Consider the following 5,458-nt stretch of genomic DNA (forward strand, 5'->3'; position numbering starts at 1 on the left):
GTGCCGGTGGTTTTTACCCACTTCGATGGTGATCGTCTGACCGTTGGCCAGGGTTACAACAACCGGTGAGCCGGTGACCGGCGCACGACGGTGGCGGTGTAAGTGACGGTGCCACCTTCAGCCACCGAAGTATCGGCGCTGAGCTTCACGGTAGAGGTATCGATGGTGTCGGTGACTTCGGTCACGGCCGGGACGGTGCTCGGTACCAGATTTTCGAAGTTGCCGCCGGACGCATCCTTGATCGTGACTTCGACCTTGCCGGCGTCTTTGTAGACGTCATCAGCCGGGGCTGGAACAGTCACGGTGCCAGTGGTTTTGCCGGCCTCGATGGTGATGACCGAGCCGTTGCTCAAGGTCACGGTCACCGGGGTGCCCGCCGGGTTGGTCAGGGTCGCGGTGTAGATGATCGAGCCGCCTTCAGCGACGGTGCCGGTCGCGCTGAGCGACAGGTTGGTGGTGTCGACGGTGTCGGTAACGGTGGTGCTGACTGGAGTCTTGTCGGCAACCAGGTTTTCGTAGTTGCCGCCGGTGACGCCGGTGATCGAGTTAGTCAGCGGTTCGTGACCGTTCAACGCATCGTTCGGCGCGGTGGTGGTCACGGTGCCGGTGGTTTTACCCACTTCGATGGTGATGGTCTGGCCGTTCGCCAGAGTCACGACAACCGGCGAACCGGTCACGGGGGCGCCAACGGTGGCGGTGTAAGTGACGGTGCCGCCCTCGGCCACCGAGTTATCGGCGGTCAGTTTGACGGTCGAAGTATCGATGGTGTCGGTCACTTCGGTGACTGCCGGCACGGTGCTCGGAACGAGGTTCTCGAAATTGCCACCGCTGGTTCCGGTAATGCTGACCTCCACTTTGCCGGCGTCTTTATAGACGTCATCGGCAGGCGCCGGAACGGTCACGGTACCGGTGGTTTTGCCGGCTTCGATGGTAATGACAGAGCCGTTGCTCAACGTCACGGTCACCGGGGTGCCGGCCGGATTGGTCAACGTTGCGGTGTAAACGATCGAACCGCCTTCAGCGACGGAGCCAGTGGCACTCAGCGACAGGTTGGTGGTGTCAATGGTGTCGGTAACGGTGGTCGAAACCGGGGTTTTGTCGGCGACGAGGTTTTCGTAGTTGCCACCGCTCACGCCAGTGATCGAGTTGCTCAGCGGTGCCTGACCGTTCAACGCATCGTTCGGCGCGGTGGTGGTCACGGTGCCGGTGGTCTTGCCGACTTCGATGGTGATGGACTGACCGTTGGCCAGAGTCACGATAACCGGCGAACCGGTCACGGGTGCACCAACCGTAGCGATGTAAGTCACCGTGCCGCCCTCGGCGACCGAAGTGTCAGCGGACAGTTTGACGGTCGAAGTATCGATGGTGTCGGTCACTTCGGTGACGGCCGGCACGGTGCTCGGAACGAGGTTCTCGAAATTGCCACCGCTGGTTCCGGTAATGCTGACTTCCACTTTGCCTGCGTCTTTATAGACGTCATCGGCAGGCGCCGGAACGGTCACGGTGCCGGTAGTTTTACCGGCCTCGATGGTGATCACGGCGCCGTTGCTCAGGGTCACGGTGACCGGCGAACCGGCAGCGTTGGTCAGGGTCGCGGTGTAGACGATCGAACCACCCTCGGCGACGGTACCGGTGGCGCTCAGCGACAGATTGGTGGTGTCGACGGTATCGGTAACGGTGGTCGAAACCGGAGTTTTGTCGGCGACGAGGTTTTCGTAGTTACCGCCAGTGACGTCGGTGATGGCATTGGTCAGCGGCGGGTTGCCGGTCAGCGCATCGTTCGGTGCGGTGGTGGTCACGGTGCCGGTGGTTTTGCCGACTTCGATGGTGATGGTCTGACCGTTGGTCAGGGTCACGGTCACTGGCGAACCGGTGACCGGTGCGCCGACGGTGGCGGTGTAAGTGACGGTGCCGCCTTCAGCAACCGAGGTGTCGGCGGTCAGTTTGACCGTCGAAGTGTCGATGGTGTCGGTGACTTCGGTGACGGCTGGAACGGTACTTGGTACCAGGTTCTCGAAATTGCCACCGCTGGTGCCGGTGATGCTGACTTCGACTTTGCCGGCATCTTTGTAGACGTCATCCGCAGGGGCTGGAACGGTTACGGTGCCAGTGGTTTTGCCGGCTTCGATGGTGATGATGGAGCCGTTGCTCAGCGTCACGGTCACCGGGGTGCCCGCCGGATTGGTCAGGATTGCGGTGTAAACGATCGAACCGCCTTCGGCCACGGTGCCAGTGGCACTCAGCGACAGGTTGGTGGTGTCGATGGAGTCAGTGACAGTGGTGGTCGCTGGTGTCGTGTTTGGCACCAGGTTCTCGAAGTTGCCGCCGGTAGCACCGGTAATCGTGGTGCTGACGGTGCCGCCGTTGTTATAGACATCGTTTGGCGCAGTCGGCACGTTGACGGTGCCCGTGGTCTGGCCGGCTTCGATGGTGATGGTCGAGCCATTGGACAGGGTGACGGTGACCGGCGTCTGCGCCGGGTTGGTCAGGGTCGCGGTGTAGGTGATCTGGCCACCTTCAACCACGCTGCCGGTAGCGGTCAGGATCAGGCCGGTGGTGTCGCGCGAATCAACGATGTTCGTCACGGCTGGCGTCGTGTTCGGCACCAGGTTCTCGAAGTTGCCACCAGTGGCACCAGTGATGGTGGTGCTGACGGTGCTGCCGTTGTTGTAGACGTCATTCGGCGCGGTTGGCACGTTGACAGTGCCCGTGGTCTGGCCGGCTTCGATGGTGATGGTCGAACCGTTGGACAGGGTGACGGTGACCGGCGTCTGTGCCGGGTTGGTCAGGGTCGCGGTGTAGGTGATCTGACCACCTTCGGTGACGCTGCTGCCAGCGGTCAGGGTGACGGTGGTGGTGTCGATGGTGTCGGTGACCTGGGTCGTGGCCGGAGTGGTCGGCGGGGTCACGGTGATGCCGTTGCCGCCGGTGGTGCCGGTGACGGTCACGTCGATCTGGGTCGGGTCGTTATAAACGGTGTCGTTCGGCGCCAGCGGCACGTTGACGGTGCCGGTGGTGGAGCCGGCGGGAATCACGATCACCGAGCCGTTGGACAGGGTGATGGTCAGGTCGGTCAGCGGCGCCTGGGTCAGGGTCGCGGTGTACACCAGCACGCCGCCGGCTTCAGTGATGGTCGGCGTGGCGCTGAGGCTCAGGGTCGACTCACGCAGGGCGTTGGCGGTGGTATCGGTGGTCTGGCCACCGGTGATGTTCTGCGCCGCTTGCGCACCGGCGTTGATGCCCGCGGTCGGGAAGCCGATGGTCGGGTCGACGCGGCCAGCAGTGGCGTCGAGCATCACGAAGCTGTGACCGCCGCCTGCCGCGCCGCCAGTCCCTGCGGCGGTCGCGCCGGCAGCGGTGGCTTCAAGAGCGGTGGTCGGGTCGGCGCCGGCGGCGATGGCCTGCTGCAATTCGGCTACAGAAGGTGCGGCCTGCGCGGTGGCTTCGGCCAGGTCCGTACTGGAGTCGGGCGCGTTGGCGCTCCACTGGGTTTCGCGACCCAGGTCCAGGGTGCGGCCATCCGCCAGTTCCAGCGATACAGCGCCGGAGAGGCCAGTATCGATCTGGTCGCCGACGAACAGGCGATCGCCTTCAACGAGCACGCGGCGTACACCCTCGGGGGATACCACGAATACCTGACCGACAATGCTTTTGACGATGGCAACAACACTGCTCATTGAAGACTCTCCGGGTGTTACGTTCAGTTGACTTCCATTGCCTGATGGCTTCGGCGCCGATTCAGTCTGGACGTACTTTTAAAATTTGCGAATCAAGTTTGACGCTTCTTTTCGTCAATATTTTGGCTAGATTCTTTCGCTATTAACTTTATGCCAAACTATTGACCTTCTGGGTGCCATCCTAAACAATCGCCCCACTAATGTCACATTGATATTTCCGCGGCGACCTGTCCCTCAGCGTGTGATCCAGTTCCTATTTTGAACTTTCCGACATACGGTCATTCCGGTTGCCAATCATCCGACGCAGCAGCACGTTTTGCTGTGATTCAAGACAAGAAGTCCTGGGAAATCTTTACCATGCGTTTGCACTTGTTCAAGGCTCTACCCTTCGCTCTGGCCGCCTCTTTCGCCCATGCACAATCCTTACCGGAAGCCATGCAACAGGCACTGGATGTCCATCCGGAAATCCAGGCAGGGGTCAATAGTCGTCTGGCGGCGGATTATCAGTTAAAGGCTGCGAAAGGTGGATACCTGCCCAAGGTCGACCTGCTGGGTGGTTATGGCCGTGAGGGCACCGACAGCGTGACCACGCGCGCCAACGGTGGCGGCAACCACTGGGAGACGCTGAACCGCAGTGAGTCAAGTTTACGTCTCTCGCAAATGGTCTTTGACGGTTTTGCGACGTCGAGCGAAGTCGGGCGTCAACAAGCCACCGTCAACTCCCGCGCCTACTCCCTGCTGGGGACTTCCGAGCGCACCGCGCTGACCGTCGCCCAGGTGTACCTGGACGTGTTGACCCGCCGCGAATTCGTGCGTCTGGCCGAAGAAAACCTCAAGAGCCACCAGCGCATCTACGACCAGATTCAGCTGCGCACCCAGCGCGGCGTCGGCAGTGGTGCCGACCTCGATCAGGCCGAAGCGCGGATGGCCCAGGCGCGCAATAACCTGATCACCGAGCAGACCAACCTCGCCGACTCCGAGACCAACTTCCTCAGTGCCGTCGGCCAGATGCCTGACCAGCTGGAGCGTCCGGCGCCGTTCATGGCGATGATGCCGGCCAACCTCAATGAAGCGCGGCAGCAGATGCTGGAAAACAGCCCGATCCTGCGCTCGGCCGAGTCCGATATCGCTGCTGCCGAGAAGCAGTACGAAACCGCCAAGTCGACCTTCTACCCACGTTTCGACGCCGAGCTGGGTCGCACTGCCGACAACGATCTCGACGGTCAGAACGGCCATAACAACGAGTGGCAGGCCATGCTGCGCATGCGCTTCAACCTGTACTCCGGTGGCAGCAACAAGGCCGATCTGGAATCCAAGTCGTACCTGTCGAACCAGGCGCTGGACATCCGCAACAACGCCCTGCGTCAGTTGAACGAAGAACTGGGCCTGGCCTGGAACGCCTTGAACAACGCCAATGCCCAGGTGCCGATCGCTCAGCAGTACGTTGATCACAGCACCGCCGTGCGTACCGCTTACCAGCGTCAGTTCAGCCTCGGCGAGCGCACCCTGCTCGATTTGCTCGACAGCGAAAACGAGTTGTTCACCGCTTCGCGCCGTTTGGCCGAGATCAAGAACATTCAGTTATTTACTCAGTATCGAATCAAGGCGACCATGGGCGAGTTGCTCAAGAGCCAGGGAGTGGTCGCGCCGTTGGCATCCGTCGTGCAGAACGATGTGAAGCCGAAGGTCCAACTGCCCGGTATGAATTGAGCAGAACCTTCATTGTTCAATTGTTAGCCAAGAGTGCCGAGCGTGGAATCAGAAGTCAGTCGAGTTCAACT

1 protein-coding gene and 1 pseudogene are annotated in these 5,458 nt (G+C 61.2%); one reads left to right on the forward strand and one right to left on the reverse strand.

Annotated features, from left to right (window positions below; translation table 11 throughout):
• Positions 1–3,677: pseudogene (locus HT737_RS16520) on the reverse strand (retention module-containing protein); the annotation flags it as partial.
• Positions 3,678–4,034: 357 nt separating this feature from the next.
• Between HT737_RS16520 and HT737_RS16525 the strand changes: the two are divergent.
• The gene (locus tag HT737_RS16525; protein ID WP_041070916.1) at positions 4,035–5,387 is read left to right on the forward strand and encodes a TolC family outer membrane protein; all 1,353 of its coding nucleotides are present in this window, start codon (positions 4,035–4,037) and stop codon (positions 5,385–5,387) included.
• Positions 5,388–5,458: the final 71 nt, after the last annotated feature.

The organism is Pseudomonas sp. MD195_PC81_125 (assembly GCF_014060985.1).
GTDB lineage: Bacteria > Pseudomonadota > Gammaproteobacteria > Pseudomonadales > Pseudomonadaceae > Aquipseudomonas > Aquipseudomonas parakoreensis.

Bases quoted from the DNA above. Each gene is read 5' to 3' on its own strand.
- HT737_RS16525 (WP_041070916.1), top strand. From the start codon at position 4,035: ATGCGTTTGCACTTGTTCAAGGCTCTACCCTTCGCTCTGGCCGCCTCT.